General features: G+C 44.7%; 19 protein-coding genes and 1 other annotated feature. Of the genes, 18 read left to right on the top strand and 1 reads right to left on the bottom strand.

The window, feature by feature from the left end:
* Nucleotides 1-14 precede the first annotated feature (14 nt).
* Genes pgeF through ACZ42E_RS06130 form a run of 10 tightly spaced genes read left to right on the top strand, consistent with a single transcriptional unit; the run spans nt 15 to nt 7,611 of the window.
* Nucleotides 15-830, top strand: coding sequence for a peptidoglycan editing factor PgeF (pgeF, locus tag ACZ42E_RS06175; RefSeq protein WP_464891483.1), 816 nt, complete (start codon nt 15-17; stop codon nt 828-830).
* Nucleotides 831-840: 10 nt separating this feature from the next.
* Complete coding sequence (locus tag ACZ42E_RS06170) at nt 841-1,554, top strand: response regulator (protein ID WP_464893496.1); 714 nt, start codon at nt 841-843, stop codon at nt 1,552-1,554.
* Between the two features lie 26 nt (nt 1,555-1,580).
* Nucleotides 1,581-2,636 (top strand): sensor histidine kinase, encoded by a 1,056-nt coding sequence (locus tag ACZ42E_RS06165; RefSeq protein ID WP_464891482.1) that lies wholly within the window; start codon nt 1,581-1,583, stop codon nt 2,634-2,636.
* 24 nt (nt 2,637-2,660) lie between these two features.
* Nucleotides 2,661-3,344 carry a YggS family pyridoxal phosphate-dependent enzyme gene (locus tag ACZ42E_RS06160; protein ID WP_464891481.1) on the top strand — a complete coding sequence of 228 codons (684 nt, stop codon included), beginning with the start codon at nt 2,661-2,663 and terminating at the stop codon, nt 3,342-3,344.
* A gap of 19 nt (nt 3,345-3,363) precedes the next feature.
* The gene (locus tag ACZ42E_RS06155) at nt 3,364-3,786 is read left to right on the top strand and encodes a cell division protein SepF (protein ID WP_464891480.1); all 423 of its coding nucleotides are present in this window, start codon (nt 3,364-3,366) and stop codon (nt 3,784-3,786) included.
* Nucleotides 3,787-4,593, top strand: a complete 807-nt coding sequence (proC, locus tag ACZ42E_RS06150) for a pyrroline-5-carboxylate reductase (protein WP_464891479.1) — start codon at nt 3,787-3,789, stop codon at nt 4,591-4,593.
* Nucleotides 4,594-4,612: 19 nt separating this feature from the next.
* Entirely contained in the window at nt 4,613-4,876 is a 264-nt protein-coding gene (locus ACZ42E_RS06145) for a YggT family protein (RefSeq protein WP_464891478.1), read from the top strand.
* Nucleotides 4,877-4,888: 12 nt separating this feature from the next.
* Nucleotides 4,889-6,778 (top strand): peptidase U32 family protein, encoded by a 1,890-nt coding sequence (locus ACZ42E_RS06140; RefSeq protein ID WP_464891477.1) that lies wholly within the window; start codon nt 4,889-4,891, stop codon nt 6,776-6,778.
* Nucleotides 6,779-6,809: 31 nt separating this feature from the next.
* Nucleotides 6,810-7,331, top strand: coding sequence for a DivIVA domain-containing protein (locus ACZ42E_RS06135; protein WP_464891476.1), 522 nt, complete (start codon nt 6,810-6,812; stop codon nt 7,329-7,331).
* Nucleotides 7,309-7,611: a DUF167 domain-containing protein gene (locus ACZ42E_RS06130; RefSeq protein ID WP_464891475.1), complete on the top strand. Its 303-nt coding sequence runs from the start codon at nt 7,309-7,311 to the stop codon at nt 7,609-7,611. The genes ACZ42E_RS06135 and ACZ42E_RS06130 overlap by 23 nt, the downstream gene beginning before the upstream one ends.
* 21 nt (nt 7,612-7,632) lie before the next feature.
* Here ACZ42E_RS06130 and ACZ42E_RS06125 read toward each other — a convergent pair whose 3' ends face one another.
* Nucleotides 7,633-8,496, bottom strand: a complete 864-nt coding sequence (locus ACZ42E_RS06125; RefSeq protein WP_464891474.1) for a DMT family transporter — start codon at nt 8,494-8,496, stop codon at nt 7,633-7,635.
* Nucleotides 8,497-8,744: 248 nt separating this feature from the next.
* Between ACZ42E_RS06125 and ACZ42E_RS06120 the strand changes: the two genes are divergently transcribed.
* The 8 genes from ACZ42E_RS06120 (at nt 8,745) to ACZ42E_RS06085 (ending at nt 17,009) form a co-directional block, all read left to right on the top strand.
* Nucleotides 8,745-9,530 (top strand): basic amino acid ABC transporter substrate-binding protein, encoded by a 786-nt coding sequence (locus ACZ42E_RS06120; RefSeq protein ID WP_464891473.1) that lies wholly within the window; start codon nt 8,745-8,747, stop codon nt 9,528-9,530.
* A gap of 154 nt (nt 9,531-9,684) precedes the next feature.
* Nucleotides 9,685-10,305: an amino acid ABC transporter permease gene (locus ACZ42E_RS06115; RefSeq protein WP_464893495.1), complete on the top strand. Its 621-nt coding sequence runs from the start codon at nt 9,685-9,687 to the stop codon at nt 10,303-10,305.
* On the top strand, nt 10,302-11,024 hold the full coding sequence (locus ACZ42E_RS06110; RefSeq protein ID WP_464891472.1) for an amino acid ABC transporter ATP-binding protein: 723 nt from the start codon (nt 10,302-10,304) through the stop codon (nt 11,022-11,024). Before ACZ42E_RS06115 ends, ACZ42E_RS06110 begins: the two co-directional genes overlap by 4 nt.
* Nucleotides 11,025-11,094: 70 nt before the next feature.
* On the top strand, nt 11,095-11,721 hold the full coding sequence (gene nth, locus ACZ42E_RS06105) for an endonuclease III (RefSeq protein ID WP_464891471.1): 627 nt from the start codon (nt 11,095-11,097) through the stop codon (nt 11,719-11,721).
* Between the two features lie 90 nt (nt 11,722-11,811).
* Nucleotides 11,812-12,036 (top strand) — a binding site (T-box leader).
* 56 nt (nt 12,037-12,092) lie between these two features.
* A complete protein-coding gene (gene ileS / locus ACZ42E_RS06100; RefSeq protein WP_464891470.1) occupies nt 12,093-14,870 on the top strand; it encodes an isoleucine--tRNA ligase in 2,778 nt (925 codons plus the stop codon).
* Nucleotides 14,871-14,886: 16 nt separating this feature from the next.
* On the top strand, nt 14,887-15,168 hold the full coding sequence (locus tag ACZ42E_RS06095) for an ACT domain-containing protein (RefSeq protein ID WP_464891469.1): 282 nt from the start codon (nt 14,887-14,889) through the stop codon (nt 15,166-15,168).
* Between the two features lie 67 nt (nt 15,169-15,235).
* A complete protein-coding gene (locus ACZ42E_RS06090) occupies nt 15,236-16,603 on the top strand; it encodes a DUF711 family protein (RefSeq protein WP_464891468.1) in 1,368 nt (455 codons plus the stop codon).
* A gap of 61 nt (nt 16,604-16,664) precedes the next feature.
* A complete protein-coding gene (locus ACZ42E_RS06085; protein WP_464891467.1) occupies nt 16,665-17,009 on the top strand; it encodes a DUF5665 domain-containing protein in 345 nt (114 codons plus the stop codon).
* Nucleotides 17,010-17,016: the final 7 nt, after the last annotated feature.

The raw sequence follows: 17,016 nt of genomic DNA, 5'->3' as shown, positions 1-17,016 counted from the left end.
GAAAGGATGCTTTTATGAAGAAATGGATATGGCATAATAAAGGTGAAATCGTTTATATCACTTTGCCCTCCTGGCGGGAGCGGGGGGTTGATGTGCTTTTTTCATCCCGCAGAGGAGGAGTAAGCGAAGGGGCTTTTTCTTCTCTTAACCTGGGGCTGCATGTCGGCGATGAAAAAGAGAGGGTAATTGAAAACCGGCGCAGGGTTTTGGAACTGCTGGGGACAAGCCTTGATAGCGCGGTTTGCTGTGAACAGGTGCATGGAAGCGAAGTGGCAGTGGTAGGAAAAGAGCAGATAGGGTGTGGGGTTTTAGATTATGGCACTTCCCTTCGCGGTTTTGATGCCATGGTTACTGATGAGCCTGGCCTTTATCTCATGACTTTTTATGCCGACTGCTACAGCCTGTATTTTCATGACCCGGTCAACAGAGCAATTGGACTTGCCCACAGCGGATGGAAGGGAACTGCAGGCGGTATTGCTGCAAGGACAATAGAAAAGATGCGGGAAGTTTTTAAAACCTCTCCTGCTGAACTGGAGGTTTTCATAGGGCCAGGGATTGGAAAGTGCTGTTTTGAAATAAGTACGGATCTGGCAGGGAGGGTGGAAAAGGAACTTGGATATTTGGGCAATTTTATAATAGAAAAGGATAATTTACTGTACTGGGATTTGAAGGAGACAAATTGCAGGCTGCTTGTAGAAAACGGAATAAAACCGGAAAACATAATTGTCTGTGATATGTGCACTGCCTGTCACAGCGAATATTTCTTTTCCTATCGGCGGGATAAAGGGATTACGGGAAGGATGGCTGCTGTTGCTGGTATCCGGAAGTGAGGTGGTAGGCTTGTTTAATAACAGGATTCTGGTAGTTGATGATGAAACTCACATTGTGGAGCTGGTTAAATTCAACCTGGAAAAAGAAGGCTTCAAGGTGCTGGAAGCTTATGACGGCCTGACGGCTGTCGAAATGGTAAAGAAGTATGTGCCTGACCTTATTATACTTGATATCATGCTTCCCGGTATGGATGGCCTTGAGGTATGCCGCACCCTGAAGCAGATGCCTGAATACTGCACTATACCTATTATAATGCTTACTGCCAAGGGTGAAGAGATTGATACGGTTTTGGGGCTGGAAATGGGAGCTGATGATTATATCAAAAAACCTTTCAGCCCCAGAGAGATGGTGGCCAGAGTAAAGGCACGGCTCAGGGCGCTAAAGATACTGCAGGCGGAAAAGGCTATGGGGAAAAAGGCTTATGTTTTTAAAGATTTAACCGTAGTCCCCGACCGGTATGAAGCGTTTCTGGGAGAAGAAAAGCTGGACCTTACACCAAAGGAATTTGAGCTTTTAAGTTTGATGGCTTCCAACCGGGGCAAGGTTTTTACGCGGGAAGCCCTCCTGGAAAAGGTATGGGGATATGAATTTTCCGGCGATACGCGTACGGTTGATGTACATATAAGGCATTTGCGGCAGAAACTTAAGGATGATTCCAGCTATCCCCAGTATATTGAGACTGTAAGGGGGGTAGGCTATAAATTTGTAGATAATGAAGGATAATATACTGGATATGGGGGAAGGGGTTTATGCTGAATCTGATGAACAGCAGCCGAAAGGTACAGACTATCATTGACAGCATGATTGATGCGGTCATAATTTTTGACCCTGATGAAAACATAATTATGGCCAATAAGGCGGCTGAAAGCCTGTTTCTGGTAAAAGAAGGCGGGCTTTTGGGGCGCAGGCTGACAGAGATAACGGAGAATGAGAAAATATCCTGCATGATAGGACAGGTGATAAAAACAGGCAAAGAAGTATTTACCGAAACTGAGATTATTCCCGGGACTTATATATACCGCGTACATGTAGTTCCGATAAAGGATGATGACGGCAGGATTGAAGCAGCGGTAGCCGTTTTTCATGATGTTACCGATGCGAGAAATTTTGACCAGATGCGCTCAGAATTTGTAGGGAATGTTTCCCACGAGTTGAGAACCCCTTTAACCTCGATAAAGGGATTTGTGGAAACCCTGCTGGATGGAGCTATGGAAAACAGCGATACCTGCCGGCGTTTTCTCACTATAATCGAGGCCGAAACCCAGAGGCTTACCAGGCTCATAGATGACCTTTTGAACCTTTCGGCTATTGAGTCCAAGGAGAGGATAATAAGGCCCAAGCCGGTCTGTGTGCAGCATGCTATACGGGGAGTTATGAATATATTAGGGCCCCAGATTACGGAGAAAAAGCTGTGTGTCGAACTTATATGCTCTCATAATCTGCCCCGCATCTATGCAGATGAGGATCTTTTTGGACAGGTTATGATAAACCTTCTGGACAATGCTATAAAATATACCCCCAGGGGGGGAACTATAACTATAAGGTGCCGGCAGCGCGACAGCCGGGTAGTTATTACGGTTACCGATACCGGCGTAGGGATACCTCATGAAAGTATCCCCCGCGTATTTGAAAGGTTTTACCGGGTAGACAAGGCAAGGAGCCGCAATCGGGGAGGAACTGGAGGAGGAACGGGCCTGGGGCTGGCTATAGTAAAACATATAGTGGAATCTCACGGCGGGGAAGTTTTTGTGGACAGTGAAATAGGTAAAGGTTCTACCTTTGGAGTAAGCTTTTTAGCAGTATAAATGAAACAGGGCAGGTGAAATAATTTGAATCATCTGGAGCACAATTTGAAAAATGTGAGGGAGAGGATAGAAAAAGCCTGCCTTAGGGCAGGGAGAAACCCGCAGGATGTCACTCTGGTGGCGGTGAGCAAAACGGTGGATATTGAAACAGTAAAAAGGGCTTATGAGCTTGGGGTAACCCATTTTGGAGAAAACCGGGTGCAGGAGCTTAAAAGCAAAATCCCTCTTTTGCCGCAGGCGAACTGGCATATGATAGGCCGTTTGCAGACTAACAAGGTAAAAGATGTAGTGGGGAAAGTGGTGCTTATTCATTCCCTGGATCGCTGGCATCTGGCAGAAGAAATAGATAAAAGGGCTAAAATGCTTAATATAAATGTTTCGACACTTTTACAAATTAATGTGGCGGGAGAAGAACAAAAGGCAGGAATTTCTCCGGATGATGTAGAATATTTTTTAGGATCGATTGGCCAGCTTGCCAATATTCGCATTTTAGGCTTTATGACAATGGCTCCGCTTCTTGATGACCCGGAAGAGGCACGTCCTGTTTTTAGAGAGCTTGCCCATCTCAAGCAGAAGTTTTCAAAAAAAGATTATCCTAATGTAGAATTGAAATATCTTTCCATGGGCATGTCGCAGGATTTTGAGGTAGCAATTGAAGAGGGAGCCAATATTGTACGCATTGGAAGCTCAATTTTTCATGGGGAATAAATGTTTAGGAGGTAGAAAAATGTCTTTGGCTGACAAGTTCTGGAAGTGGCTTGGTGTGCAGGAAGAAACTGAAGAGAGGCTGGCTTTGCCTGAACCTAAAGAGGAAACAGCCAAAAACCCCAGGAATATAGTAAGCCTGCACGGAAATAAGACTATGAAGGTAGTCGTGTGTGAGCCGGAAAGTTTTGATGAAGCACAGACCCTGGCTGACCACCTGAAAAACAGGAAACAGGTCATACTTAATTTTGAAAATACCAGTCCGGATATTGCCCAGCGGATAATCGACTTCCTGAGTGGAACTACCTATTCCCTGGATGGCCACAGCCAGAGGATAGGCCCGCATATCTTTATATTTACTCCCAGCAATGTGGAGATTGCCACCGACCACCGGGTGGTAATCCGCCGCCATGGGCTTGGCACTTCCTGGGGAGGCAGCAAATAAGTGAATAAGACAATAGGTATTATAGGGTGCGGGAAAATGGCTTATGCCATAGCGAAAGGTCTTTTTTCCGCTTCTTCTTTTTATCGGGGAGACCTGGTAGTAAATGATATTGATGAGAAAAAAACAGAAAGGTTCCAGACAGAACTGGGAGCCAAGAAAGCTGATTTAACCTCTCTTATTGACAAAAGCCAGATAATTATTTTGGCGGTAAAGCCGAACCAGGTGGAAAATGTTCTGGAAAAAGGGCGGGGCTTCTGGAAGGAAGATAAGCTTTTAATATCAGTAGCTGCTGGCATAAAGACATCATTTATAGAAAAAATATGCGGGATTGCCATTCCTGTGGTAAGGGTTATGCCCAATACTCCAGCCTTGATAGGAGAAGGGGTGGCAGCTTTGTGCAGAGGCGAGTTCGCGGGAGCTGAGCATCTGGATACCGCGGATAAGATTTTTTCTTCCCTGGGGACCACCCTGGTAGTGGAGGAAAAAATGATGGATATGGTTACGGCAGTGTCAGGAAGCGGGCCGGCTTATTTTTATCTGGCCGCAGAAGCGATGATAAACGCGGGGGTACAGATAGGGCTCGACTTTGAAACTTCCCGGCTTCTGGTTTTAAATACCTTAAAAGGAAGTGCTGCCATGCTGGAGAAGACGGGCGAGCACCCTGCCCTTTTGAGGGAAGCTGTCTGCTCACCAGGCGGCACTACTATAGCTGCCGTGCGCAAGCTTGAAGAAAACGGCATACGAAAGGCCTTTTTCGAAGCGGTAGAAAGCGCATATCGGCGTTCGTGTGAACTGGGAAAGGAATAAGAATTGGGAGGAACTTAAAGTGCGATTGATTTTTGAAGTTCTGGATACGGCTCTTTATGTTCTGTCATGGCTGGTTATTATCCGCTGTATTTTGTCTTTTATAAGGCATGACCCTTACCAGCCGATAATAAAATTCATCTATGATGTAACCGAACCGGTAATGAAGCCTTTTAGAAGCTTGATTCCAGCAGCAGGGGGATTTGATTTTTCGCCTATCCTTGTGCTACTGGCTATTTATTTTTTGCAGGGACTGCTGTGGAAAATATATTATATGTTTTTATAGGAGAGTTAGGGTATGAAACAGGGGAAGCTGGAGCTGCTGGCACCAGCCGGCAAATGGGAAGTAGTAAAGGCTGTGGCAGAAGCGGGAGCTGATGCTGTCTATGCAGGCGGCAAGCGCTTTAATATGCGCCTTTTGAGGAAAGATTTCAATTTTACCGATGAAGAGCTTTATGAGGTAGTAAACTATCTGCATGACAGTGGAAAAAAGCTTTATGTTACCGTCAACAGCCTGTACTATGAGGATGAAATAGAAAAAGTAGGAGAATATCTTTTTTATTTAAAGGAGATAGGAGTAGATGCGGTAATTATCCAGGATACAGGCCTGGTATCGATCATTAACCGTTTTAATATCGGAATTCCTTTTCATGCCAGCGTGCAGATGGGGATAAATAACAGCGGGGCGGTAAAGTGGCTGGAGAGTTTGGGGTTTAGCCGGGTTATTCTTTCCAAAAACCTTTCCCTCAAAGAGATAAGGGATATAAGCCATAACACTTCTTTAGGTATTGAATTTTTTATACACGGGGACATGTGCATATCCCATACCGGACAGTGTTACATGAGCAGCTTTATTGCCGGCGAGAGCGGAAACCGGGGAAGATGTATAAAGCCGTGCCGCTGGCCTTATTATCTGGAAGAAAACGGACAAATAGAAAAAGAAAGATGGTATTACCTGGCTCACAATGACCTGTGCCTTTATCCTTATTTGAAGGAATTGACAGAAGCAGGGGTTACCTCTTTTAAAATAGAAGGCAGGATGCGAAGTGCGCACTATTTGGCCCACCTGGTAAGCATATATAGAAAAGCCCTGGACCGCATAGAAAAAGGGTATGCTGACTATGATGAAGAAAGAAGAGACTATGAAAAACTTTATACCGGAAGAATAAGGGATTTTACGAGCGGCAGCCTGTTTTCCAAAATAGACCGGGAGGCTATAGGCCTTACCGGGGAAAGAGAGCCTTTTTTCCCTACTGCACCGCGTGAGCTTAAGGAGCTTGCGGGTGAAGACAAAGGCATTCCATCATATAGCGGAGGATGTATTGAGGAGATAACCGTTAAGGTAGGTAGTCTTTCCGGATTCAAGACGGCTCTGGAAAATAGAGTTTCCCGTATAGTAATAGGTTTGGAAAAATTCCGCTCCCCTTATGTTAGCTGGGAGCTGGAAGATATAGAAAAAGCCCTGGCTATGGCCTCATCTTGTGAAAGCCGCATTTTTATAGAACTTCCCCGTATCATGAAAGATGAGGACAAGGGTTTATATGATGACATGAAAAAACTCAAAGGCTTATCTTGCCTGGCTGGCTTTATAGTGCATGATGCGGGAAGTTTGCAGATGCTTAAAGATACAGGGAAAGAAATAATAGCTGGCTGGGGGCTTAACACGAGCAACAGTGAAGCTATTAAACTGCTTAATAATGAGGGGATAAAGCGCATATATCCTTCTTTGGAATTGAAATATAAGGATTTGGCTGACCTGCTTGCCAGATACAGCGAGATTGAACTCCTGGTACAGGGGCCGCTTTGTGGAATAATTACCGATTTTTGCATTCCCGGAAGCAGGGAAGGAAGCAGTTTTGGCTGCAAGCAGTGTAGGGACAAAGATTATGCTTTGTATGACGAACTGGGGAACCGTTACCAGGTAGCTAATGATTACAGCTGCCGCAGTTATATTTTTTATCCCCATGAAATATGTTTGCTTCCTTATCTGCCTGTTTTGGCTGCCGCCGGCCTTAAATATATAAGGATAGACGGGCAGTTTTATGATGATGAAAAGCTTAAGAAGGTTATAGGTATTTATAAGACAGCAGTTAGCCAGCTTAAAAATGGCGATTTTAATCCCGCAGGCGAAATGAAAAAAATTTTAGAAATGTTTCCCGGAGGCTTGACTTCACATCCCCTTTTTTAGATGGGGTTAGACAGGAGAGGAGGTAATATTTATGCTTACACCGATGGAGATAAGGAACCAGCATTTCAGCCGGGGTATGCGGGGGTTAAAAGAGGAAGAGGTAAGGAATTTTTTATACCAGGTGGCGCAAAACTATGAATCCCTTTACAGTGAAAATGCCAAGCTAAGAGAACAGATTCAGCGTCTGGAATATGAACTGGCCAGATACCGCAAACTGGAAGAGACGATGAATAACAGCCTTATTTTGGCCCAGCAGGCTGCCGAAGAGTATAAAGCTAATGCCCGCAAGGAAGCTGAATTTATTCTGGAAAATGCCAAACGCAGGATTTCGGAAATGCTTTTTGTATATCAGGAAATCGTAAAACGGCTTAATATTTTTAATGCAGAGATAAAAGCACAGCTTAACAGCGAACTGGAGCTTCTGGAAAAAAATCAGCGCAAAATCGATGAAATGGCAGAGTTTTTCTACAGCAAGGATATAAAAGAGATTATGGAAAAGCTTGAAAAAATAAGCCTGAAGGAAGATGGAAATGATAAAGATAACAGAAGTTAGCGGGGGCGTTCGCTTTAATGTCAAGGTTCTGCCCCGTTCCTCCCGCAACGAGATAGCAGGTGAGGAAGGGGAAGCTTTAAAGATAAAACTTAATGCCCCTCCCGTAGACGGAGAGGCTAATAAAGCTTTAATTGCCTTTCTGGCAGATACTTTTAAGGTGCCCAAAAGTGGTGTAGCTATTATAAAAGGGGAAACTTCCCGGCATAAATTAGTGGAAATAAAAGGGATAGACAAAAAAACTTTTCTTGAAACAAGGGGACGGTTCTCTGTTTCATTTTGAAACAGAGAACCGTCCCCTGTTTCAGCGGGGGGCGAGGACAGCAATCAGCATGGATAATAGTATAAGTCCGGCTCCAATAAGGCCTCTTAAGGAAAGGATTTCTCCTGCCCACAGGTAGCCGGCTAAAGCGGCAAATACCGGTTCCATGGTGAATATGATGGCAAAACGGGTGGGGGTACTGTATTTCTGCATACCGTTTTGCAGAAGAAAAGCAAGGGCAGTTGCCAGTATGGAAGTTATCAATATGGCACTTGCTGCGTTCCAGGTTATTTTAACGGGAAAAGGTTCTATAAACATGGCTATTATAAACGAAAGCACTCCTACAAACAAAATCTGCACTCCGGTTATAGCAACGGCATCATGAAGGTGGGAATATTTATCTACCAGTATTATCTGCAGGGCAAATCCCAGTGAACATATAAAGACCAAAAAGTCCCCGTAGTTCAGCTTATAGCTGCTGGTATTGAAGGAAAGCAAAAAAAGCCCGGCCAAAGCGGCGAGGGTAGCCAAAACGGTTTTGGGCTCTGGCATTTTTCGGTACATGAGTGCATATATGACGGGCACCAGCACCACACTGAGCCCGGTTATAAATCCGGCATTGGAGGAAGTTGTATATTTTAGCCCTATAGTTTGAAAGGTATAGCCTATAAAAAGGAATAATCCGATAATAGAACCGTATACCATCGTAGAAGGGTTAATTTTTTTTATATTTTTAAATGCCAGCAAGGCTAAAACGAAAAAAGCCAGTATGAAGCGCAGGGCCAAAAACCAGAAAGGGCCTATGTCAGCCAGGGCATTTTTTACTACTACAAAAGTAGTGCCCCAGATAAAAGCTACCAGCAGCATGCTTGCTTCTGCCTGCAGCTGTTTATTGTTAAGGAACATATGCATGACTTTCTACCTCATTTCTGTTGCTTGCTAACTATCTAAATATAATAGCATGAATTGACGAAAAATGTGGATAAAAATTTTATTAGGCTAATAAATATACAAAAACCCCGTGTGAAAAAATATGCACTGGTGGATAAAGGAAATTTTAAAATAAAAAGCTAATTTTTGAGAAAGAGTATTGTCGATTAATACAGACGAATGTATAATTATAATTGTTAAACTTAAAGGCAGGAGTGATAAAGGTGAAAGGTAAATGGCGTTTGTGGCTGAGCATGCTTCTGATAGCAGGCTTGTTGTTTACTGTGGCCGGATGTAGAGGAAAAGAAGCCGAAAATGCAGGGGACAAGCCCAAGAAAATCGTAGTAGGGACTAATGCGACTTTCCCGCCGTTTGAATCGCAGGAAAAAGGTGAACTGGTCGGGTTTGATATCGACCTTATCAAGGCTATAGGGGAAGTACAGGGTTATGAAGTAGAAGTACAGCACATGGGTTTTGAAGCTCTGATTCCTGCTGTACAGCAGGGCAAAATCGATGCCGCTATTGCAGGTATGTCCATTACTCCTGAAAGGCAGAAAGCGGTAGATTTTACAGATCCCTATTTTAATGCCGGACTTATTATTGCGGTAAGAAATGATAATACTGCCATAAATGGGACTGAAGATTTGAAAGGCAAGAAATTGGGGGCTCAGACCGGTACCATAGGAGCATCCTACTGTGACAAGGTGAAAGCAGAGGATCCTTCTACCCAGGTAAAACTCTTTAAGGATATCGGGGAAGCTTTTATGGAGCTCAAGAAAGGCGGAGTAGATGCTGTAGTTAACGACCATCCGGTTACCCTGAACTATATTCTGACTACCGAAGATGCCAATATCAAAATGGTTGGCGATGTGTTCTCCGCTGATGACAAATACGGTATAGCTGTAAAGAAAGGGAATAAGGAACTCTTGAATATGCTTAACGAAGGATTGGCCAAGATTAAGGAAAACGGCACCTACGACAAAATTTACCAGAAATATTTTAAGCAATAATGACTAACAGCATGGCATAAGGCATAATACTAAAAGCGCGAGAAGAGGCTCGCGCTTTAAATTTGTTAGAACAGGAGGAATGCTTTTGTCAGGAATTTGGGGAATAATTGGTGGACTATCCGAGATAAGTGGATTTCAGGTAGTATGGGAAAACATGGCGTATTTTCTGGAGGGAGCCTTAATAACGATAGAAGTTACTGCCTTATCGGTAGCTATGGGAATGGTTCTGGGGTTATTTGCCGGCCTTTTCAGGCTGTCCAGAAACAGGATGCTTCGTTCCCTGGCAATTGCCTATATCGATTTTTTCCGGGGGACGCCTCTTTTTGTGCAGATACTCTTGCTGCATTTCGGTATTTTGCCTTATTTTGGAATAAATGAAGCGTTTACTTCCGCTATCATTGCCTGTGGTTTAAACAGCGGAGCGTATATAGGGGAAATTGTAAGAGCCGGGATTCAGGCAGTAGATAAAGGGCAGATGGAAGCAGCCAGATCTTTGGGAATGAATGAAAGACAGGCCATGACCTATGTAATACTTCCCCAGGCCTATAAAATTGTTATTCCGCCGCTCATAAACGAGTTTATAGCCCTGCTCAAGGATACCTCTCTGGTATCGACTATCGCAGTAGCCGAGCTTACTTACCGCGGAAACCTGGTTTATGCCAATACCTATCAGGCAGCCTGGGTTTGGGGAGCAGTAGCGGTAATCTACTTTATAATCACCAAGAGCCTTGGGCTTTTGGGTGATTATACCGAAAGGAGGCTTAAGACGGAGTGATAGATATAGTTGATGTATATAAGAGTTTCGGCAGGCTTGAGGTATTAAAGGGAATAAACCTGCATATTGACCAGCAGGAGGTAGTATGCGTAATTGGACCTTCCGGGTCGGGAAAAAGTACCCTGCTTAGATGTATAAATCAGCTGGAAAAGGTTAATAAAGGCCATATTTATGTAGATGGGGAAGAAGTGACTGACCCGAAAACCGATATAAATAAGGTGCGCCAGAAGATGGGCATGGTTTTCCAGCATTTTAACCTTTTTCCCCATAAAACTACCCTGGAAAATATAACTATGGCTCCGATCAAGATAAAAGGGGTGCCCAGGGAAGAGGCCAATAAACTGGCCATGGAGCTTTTGCGCAAAGTGGGGCTGGAAGACAAAGCCCATGTATATCCTGCCAATCTTTCCGGAGGCCAGAAGCAGAGGGTGGCTATTGCCAGGGCTTTGGCCATGCAGCCCAAGGTAATGCTTTTTGATGAACCTACTTCTGCCCTGGACCCTGAAATGGTGGGGGAAGTTTTGTCCGTTATGAAGGATTTGGCTCTGGAAGGCATGACTATGGTGGTAGTGACGCATGAAATGGGGTTTGCCAGGGAAGTTGGGGATCGGGTAATATTTATGGACGAAGGCCAGATAATTGAGGAGGGGACTCCGGAAGAGATTTTTAACAATCCCAAAAACCCTCGTACCCAGTCTTTTTTGAGCAAGGTTTTATAACGGGAGCCTTATTTGCAGCCTGGTTTTTAAGAAAAGGCCAGGCTTTTAATTCAGGAGGATTTGATGTAAAGTGGAAAACCGGGAAAGATGCCGTATTATGCTGGAAAAGCTAAGCCATGAATATCCTGATGCTGGTACCCTGCTTAAATACAGTTCGCTTTTTGAACTTTTGGCAGCTGTAATACTGTCAGCACAGAGCACGGATGAACAGGTTAATAAGGTAACGGAAAAGCTTTTTCTTAGGTATAATACCCCTCATGCGATGGCACAGGCGGAGATTGCGGAACTGGAGAAGCTGATAAGACAGGTAGGGCTTTATAAGAGCAAAGCAAGAAACCTCAAAAAGATGGCTGAGATGCTGGTAGAAGAGCATAATGGAGAAGTACCTGACAATATGGAAGACTTGCTAAAGCTTCCGGGAGTGGGAAGAAAGACAGCCAATGTGGTTCTGGCGGTAGGTTTTAATAAGCCGGGACTGGGGGTAGATACCCATGTCCACCGGGTTGCCAACCGTACAGGCCTGGTAAGGGCAAAAAATCCGGTCGCGACTGAGATACAGCTTAAGGAACTTATTCCTGTTTCCAGCTGGGGAAAAGCCCACCACCTTTTTATTTTCCACGGGCGCAGGGTTTGCAGGGCACGCAGGCCGGAATGTGAAAGCTGTATAATTGAGGATTTATGCCACAAAAATTTTTAGGATAAAATTCTCAATTGCCGTTTCCTTATAGTTGTTTTGTAAGATGGTATATGCTACAATAAAATACGATTTTCAGGTAATAAATGAATATTTATGGTGATGATCGGGAGAGTAGCCGGATAACGAGCTTTAAGCGAGCCTGGGAGGGTGAAAGCCAGGCAGCTTGTTGCCAGGTGAAGATCACCCGGGAGCTTTCAGGCCGAAAGCCTGCAGCAAGTAGGCTTGAACGGGTGCCTTACGTTATAGGGCTTAAAGTGGTGTTTTTTAAAAACACTATAAGGGTGGTACCGCGGAAGCAAACCTTTCGTCCCTAGGGATGAAAGGTTTTTTGTCAATATATACAAATAATCTGGTGAGGTGGTAAAAAAAGCATGGGCAAAGGGAAATATGACAGCACTTTAAATCTGCCGCAGACAGAATTTCCTATGAAGGCAAATCTGCCTACCCGCGAACCTGAATTTTTAAAATTCTGGGAAGAGAATGACATATATCACAAAGTACAGGAGAAAAATGCAGGCAAGCCCAAGTTTATACTGCATGATGGGCCTCCTTATGCCAATGGGAACATTCATCTGGGACATACCCTTAATAAAGTATTGAAGGATATTATTGTGAAATACCGCTCCATGAGCGGCTTTGATGCGCCTTATGTACCGGGATGGGATACCCACGGCCTTCCTATCGAACAGCAGGCTATCAAGAAGATGGGAATTGACCGGCATAAAACAGATGTCGTGGAATTCCGCCGTCAGTGCAAGGAATATGCCCTTAATTATGTAAATATCCAGCGCGAGCAGTTCAAAAGGCTGGGGGTAAGAGGGGACTGGGAAAGGCCTTATCTTACTTTAGAGCCTTATTTTGAAGCGGTACAGATAAAAGTCTTTGGCGAAATGGCCAAGAAAGGCTATATTTATAAAGGCTTAAAGCCGGTTTACTGGTGTGCCGACTGCGAAACAGCCCTGGCAGAGGCAGAAATTGAATACAGCAGCAAGGTTTCACCTTCTATATATGTTAAGTTCCCGGTGAAGGATGGACGCGGAGTTCTGCCGGAAGATGCCTATATAATCATCTGGACTACTACTCCCTGGACAATTCCGGCTAATACCGGCATTTCCCTGCATCCTGAATTTGATTATGCACTGGTTGAGGTAAATCGCGAAAAATACCTGATAGCCAAAGGACTTCTGGAAAAGGTAGCTTCTGAAATAAGCTTTAATGCTTATATCATTTTGAATGAATACAAAGGAAGGGAACTGGAAAGGGTTATATGCAGGCATCCCATGTTTGACCGCGATTCCATAGTAGTTTTGGGTACCCATGTAACTTTAGAGGCTGGTACCGGATGTGTCCATACTGCTCCCGGCCATGGGGAAGATGACTTCTATGTAGGCAAGGAATACGGCCTTGAAGTAATATCACCTGTTGACAACAGCGGGCGCTTCACGGAAGAGGCAGGCAAGTTCAAGGGTATGCTGGTGCATGATGCCAATAAGGATATTATTGCCGAGCTGGATAATCTGGGGATGCTGCTCAAGGCAGACAAGATAGAGCACCAGTATCCTTACTGCTGGAGATGCAAGCAGCCTATTATCTACAGGGCAACTGAACAGTGGTTTGCTTCTATCGAAAATTTCCGCAAAGAAGCTCTGGAAGCTATTGATGAAGTTACCTGGATTCCTGCCTGGGGGCGCGACCGTATTTACAACATGGTAAGGGACCGCGGCGACTGGTGCATATCCAGACAGCGCACCTGGGGGGTACCGATTCCCATATTCTACTGTAATGAATGTGGAGAAACGGTGATTAAAGATGAAGTTATAAACCATGTGAGCGAGCTTTTTGCCGAGCACGGTTCGGATATCTGGTTTGAAAAGGATGCGGAATATTTGCTGCCTTCCGGATATAAATGCGAGAAGTGCGGAGGAAGCAGTTTCAGAAAAGAAACTGATATTATGGATGTCTGGTTTGATTCCGGCTCCAGCCATATGGCAGTTCTGGAAACTTATCCGGAACTGGCATGGCCGGCTGACCTTTACCTGGAAGGAAGCGACCAGCATCGCGGATGGTTTAACTCCTCACTTTCCACCGCTGTAGCTGTAAGAGGAAAGGCACCTTATCGCAGTGTTTTAACCCATGGTTTTGTGGTAGATGAGCAGGGGCGCAAGATGTCCAAATCCCTGGGTAATGTAGTTGACCCGCTCAAGATGATTGAAGAAATGGGCGCGGATATATTGAGGCTCTGGGTAGCCTCGGCTGATTACCGTTCTGATGTGGCGGTTTCCGAAAATATAATCAGGCAGAGCGCGGAAGCTTACCGCAAGATAAGGAACACCTGCCGTTTTATCCTGGGCAATATCTATGATTATGATCCTTTGAAACATCAGGTAGCATACGAGAAACTGTCTGACCTTGACAAATGGGTCCTGATAAAGCTTGACAGGCTTACGGAAAGGGTTACCCGGGCTTACGAAAATTATGAGTTCCATATTGTATTCCATTCTATTCACAACTTCTGTACTGTCGATTTGAGCAATATCTATTTTGATATATGTAAAGATATACTGTACTGCTCACATCCTGATGACCAGGAAAGAAGAGCTGTGCAGACAGTCCTTTATGAGCTTATAAATACCCTGGTAGTTCTTTTAACTCCGATTCTGGCTTTTACTACCGAAGAGATTTGGAGCTATTTGAGGAAGGATGACCAGCCGATAAGCGTGCAGCTTCTTGATTGGCCGAAAGTAAAAGGTTATACAGATGATAAAATCGAAGACCGGATGGAAAAAATCCTTAAGGTGCGGGAAGTTGTAACCAAGGCTATGGAAGAAGCGCGCAGCCGCAAGGTTATAGGCCATTCCCTGGCAGCCTGGGTGACTATTTATGCTAATGAAGAGTGGCTTGCAGCATTAAAAGAAGTTGCCAGCCTGGATAAGATTTTCATAGCTTCCCGGGTAGATGTAAAACCTGTTTCGGAAAAACCGGAAGGAGCTGTTTCTCTGCCTGATATAGAAGGGGTATGGGCTGAAGTCAAAAAGGCAGAAGGGGAAAAATGCGAACGCTGCTGGGTAATTTCACCTTCAGTAGGTGAAAATAAGGATTATCCCACCCTCTGCTCGCGCTGTGCCGAAGTGGTGGCAAGGATGAAATAAGAAAGGCGGGGGAGAAGTGGAAGAGGGAAAGAGGCTTATAATAACGGTTCTCGGCCATGACCGGGTAGGAATAATTGCCGGCATATCTTCTATCCTGGCTGAAGCCAATATAAATATCCTGGATATAAACCAGACTATCCTGCAGGGGTTTTTTACCATGGTGATGGTGGTAGACAGCGCCAAAAGCCGGATAGATATAGGAGAGCTGAGGAAAAGGCTGCATGAAAAAGGAAAAGAGCTGGGGCTGGAAATAACTGTCCAGCATGAGGATATATTCAAGTTTATGCACCGCATATAGGTTTTTAAAAGAGGGAAAGGGTTATCCTTTCCCTCAAATCTTATAAAAAACTTGAGGGGGAATAATAATGTCCACCAGGTTCAGTATAGAGGAAATACTTGAGACCGTATCCATGCTCAATGTGGAAAATCTGGATATAAGGACTATAACTATGGGTATAAACATTATGGAGTGCCGGGACAGTGATGGGGACAAAACGGGAAGGAAGATATATGACAAGATTGTCTATTACGCCAAAAATCTGGTTAAGGTAGGGGAAGAGATAGAAAAAGAATACGGCATCCGCATCGTAAACAAAAGGGTGGCGGTAAGCCCGGTAGCCATGGTAGGAGAAGGACTGACCAGGGACGATTTTTTAACGATTGGGCAGTATCTGGATAAAGCAGCCGAAGAGGTAGGGGTAAATTTTTTGGGCGGGTTTTCCGCTTTGGTACATAAAGGTTTTAGTAAAGGGGATCTGGCTCTTATTGATGCCATTCCCGAGACCCTGGCAGCTACGGAGAGGGTTTGCGCTTCGGTAAATGTAGGTACTACCAAATCCGGGATAAATATGGATGCCGTTTACCATATGGGAAAGATAATAAAGAAAACTTCCGAGCTTACCAGGGATAGGGACGGCATAGGCTGTGCCAAGCTGGTGGTTTTCTGCAATGCCGTAGAGGATAATCCTTTTATGGCAGGGGCTTTTCACGGGCCGGGAGAGCCGGAATGCACTTTAAATATCGGGATAAGCGGCCCGGGAGTAGTTTTAAATGTGGTAAAAAAACACCCGGATGCTGACCTGGGAACTTTGGCCAATATTATCAAGAATACGGCTTTTAAAATCACCCGCATGGGAGAACTGGTAGGCAGGGTAGCCTCCAAAAGGCTTAATGTCCCTTTTGGCATAGTTGACCTTTCTTTGGCTCCTACTCCCGCTTTAGGGGATAGTGTAGCCAATATCCTGGAAGCGATGGGACTGGAAAGGGTAGGGACGCATGGAAGCACCGCGGCGTTGGCTATGTTGAATGATGCAGTTAAAAAAGGGGGAGCTATGGCTTCCTCATATGTAGGGGGGCTTTCCGGGGCTTTTATTCCGGTAAGCGAGGATGCCGGCATGATAGAAGCTGCCAGCTGCGGGGCATTGTCTTTTGATAAACTGGAGGCTATGACCAGTGTATGTTCAGTAGGCCTGGATATGATAGCCATACCGGGAGATACCCCTTTTTACACTATTGCGGCCATTATTGCGGATGAAGCAGCTATCGGCATGATTAACCGCAAGACTACAGCCGTAAGGATTATTCCGGCTCCCGGCAAGAAGGCCGGGGAATGGGTGGAGTTCGGAGGGCTTCTGGGACGGGCTCCCGTTATGCCGGTCAATAATTACAGTGCGGAAAAGTTTATAAGCCGGAAAGGAAGAATCCCTTCCCCAATCCAGGCACTTAACAATTAATGTAAGGTATGATTTGGGCTTTTAAAGGCATACTAATAATTAGACTGGAGGGGGGATAAATTTGCGTTTTAATTCAGATAAACCGGAAGAAAGTGAAAAAATAAACCTGGTTGTAAAAAAACTTATGGATAAGGTGGATGAACTTTCTGTAAACATGGAAAAAATGAGGCTGGCGGAATATGTGGAGCTCCTGGAAAATCCCCGCCGCCTTTTGTGGTTAAATTTTCTTATCGGCCTTTCCCGTGGTTTTGGTACTGCTATCGGTTTTACAGTGCTGGCGGCTTTGGTCCTGTATTTTTTACAGCAGATGATAGTTCTCAATATTCCGGTTATCGGCAGTTTTATTGCCGATATAGTAGCAATAGTACAGGCTCAGCTCAAAGTGGGAGGGTTCATATATTATTAATGAATCG

It is taken from the genome of Thermosyntropha tengcongensis, assembly GCF_055381335.1.
The sequence above is the reverse complement of the archived record's forward strand: the minus strand, read 5'-3'. Positions and strand labels throughout refer to the sequence as shown.

What these genes read in the sequence shown, in the direction of transcription:
- pgeF (WP_464891483.1), top strand. Translation starts at nt 15, where the DNA reads ATGAAGAAATGGATATGGCATAATAAAGGTGAAATCGTTTATATCACT.
- ACZ42E_RS06140 (WP_464891477.1), top strand. Translation starts at nt 4,889, where the DNA reads ATGAAACAGGGGAAGCTGGAGCTGCTGGCACCAGCCGGCAAATGGGAA.
- ACZ42E_RS06125 (WP_464891474.1), bottom strand. Translation starts at nt 8,496, where the DNA reads ATGTTCCTTAACAATAAACAGCTGCAGGCAGAAGCAAGCATGCTGCTG.
- ileS (WP_464891470.1), top strand. Translation starts at nt 12,093, where the DNA reads ATGGGCAAAGGGAAATATGACAGCACTTTAAATCTGCCGCAGACAGAA.
- ACZ42E_RS06115 (WP_464893495.1), top strand. Translation starts at nt 9,685, where the DNA reads ATGGCGTATTTTCTGGAGGGAGCCTTAATAACGATAGAAGTTACTGCC.
- ACZ42E_RS06090 (WP_464891468.1), top strand. Translation starts at nt 15,236, where the DNA reads ATGTCCACCAGGTTCAGTATAGAGGAAATACTTGAGACCGTATCCATG.
- ACZ42E_RS06135 (WP_464891476.1), top strand. Translation starts at nt 6,810, where the DNA reads ATGCTTACACCGATGGAGATAAGGAACCAGCATTTCAGCCGGGGTATG.
- ACZ42E_RS06130 (WP_464891475.1), top strand. Translation starts at nt 7,309, where the DNA reads ATGATAAAGATAACAGAAGTTAGCGGGGGCGTTCGCTTTAATGTCAAG.
- ACZ42E_RS06165 (WP_464891482.1), top strand. Translation starts at nt 1,581, where the DNA reads ATGCTGAATCTGATGAACAGCAGCCGAAAGGTACAGACTATCATTGAC.
- ACZ42E_RS06155 (WP_464891480.1), top strand. Translation starts at nt 3,364, where the DNA reads ATGTCTTTGGCTGACAAGTTCTGGAAGTGGCTTGGTGTGCAGGAAGAA.